1 protein-coding gene is annotated in these 1,544 nt (G+C 35.9%); it reads right to left on the minus strand.

The annotated features are described in order from the left end of the window. Positions 1-14 precede the first annotated feature (14 nt). Positions 15-1,340, minus strand: coding sequence for a protein kinase domain-containing protein (locus ACN4EE_RS23280; protein ID WP_431708890.1), 1,326 nt, complete (start codon positions 1,338-1,340; stop codon positions 15-17). Positions 1,341-1,544 lie beyond the last annotated feature (204 nt).

Here is a 1,544-nt window from a genome sequence, read left to right on the forward strand (position 1 = left end):
AGACTGTTTTCTTCTTAAACCTTTATTTCCCCTTCGACTTTGCCAAAGCTAATTTTGATTTTGGTGTCAAGGGTGACAGTTCTACCGGGAGGAACATCTTTAATTTCGCCGTTGGCATTGGTGATTACCCATTTCTCATCAGAAAGATTTTTTAAGCCCCAAATTTCTGGGTTGGTGGGATGTTGAGTCATTTCCGCTACAGGATGAGAAAAATCATAACTGGTATAACCTTCTAAATGATGGGGATATAATTTTGTATCATAGTTTAATGTAATAATATTTTTATCTAGTTTCAAACGAGCTGGTAAAATGATGTCTCGTTTACATGACCAACATCCTTGAGTTTTTCCATTATGCTCTTTGAGATAGTCTTGATCATAAAAATTTTCTGCTCCACAATAAGGGCAATAGACGATCGAATCTCGTAATCGAATCATGGCTTTACGCCATGCGGTTTCTTGAACTCTGCGATTAGTGTCTCTTAATCCGTCTGTAAATGCCTGAATAAAAAGGTTATTGAAAAACTGAGGATAGATATTCCACATAATCAAAGGATTATCTTGATACCCCGGTACTGGTCGATTAGAATTATCGTTAGGATCAAAAATAAATACAGCTTCAGTACCATATAATCTTTCTTGGGCAGGTAAATCTAAACAGGGAGTATCAGCTTCTTTTTTGCCTTCTAAGGGATGATGATTATAAAACAGATAAAACAATAAGACAGCTAAGGAATATAAGTCTGTATTTTTATTAGGTTTTGATTCATTCGCAATAATTTCAGGTGCAATAAATTTCGGTGTTCCCTTAACTCCTCCTTTGCCCTGATTATCTATGTCCACATTATCGTTGTCGCATACCAAAATGTCACCGGTTTTTGGACTGAAAAAGACATTGCCAAAGGATATATCACGATAACATAACCCTTTAGAATGGAGTTGAAAGAAACTATCCGCTAATTGAAACCCTGTTGTTGCCAGTGTTCTAATAGTAGGATCAACTTTGCGGTTAAGTAAGTCAACTATGCTTTTATATTCGGGCGGTCTTAAAGGCATAATATAACCAAAGCTAGAACTCCCCTGTTTGGTAGCAATTTCGATGGGCCACAGAAATTTGTCACTGGGAGAACCTTTGGCGATCGCCTGTTGTAATCGATCTCGAAGATAACGATCGTATTGAAGATAATCGAGATGATACCATTTAAGAGCCACTGATTGAGAGCCTAACTTAGCACGATAGACTTCTCCTTGTCCACCACTACCTAAAAGAACTTCTACTTGGCACTTAAGGGACGATGATTCACCCTGAACCGTATCTCCAGTTTTCAGAATATCACTCATAATTCTTTTCACTCTCGAATTAATCTAACTACTTAGAATTGTAGAAGTTATTTTAGTTCTGGATTAATTTTTCAGAGATTTATTTATCTTTTGTTACAATCTTTTTAGACATGGGCTAGATGCCCGTTTTACGTCTTTTTTCTATGATTCATAATTTCAAAAAAATAACTTTTCAAATACTAACAATTGCTCATAAAAATTTAC

It is taken from the genome of Geminocystis sp. CENA526 (assembly GCF_050753365.1).
Classification (GTDB): domain Bacteria; phylum Cyanobacteriota; class Cyanobacteriia; order Cyanobacteriales; family Cyanobacteriaceae; genus Geminocystis.

Excerpts from the sequence above, each read along its gene's own strand:
- ACN4EE_RS23280 (WP_431708890.1), bottom strand. The coding sequence starts at position 1,340 with ATGAGTGATATTCTGAAAACTGGAGATACGGTTCAGGGTGAATCATCG.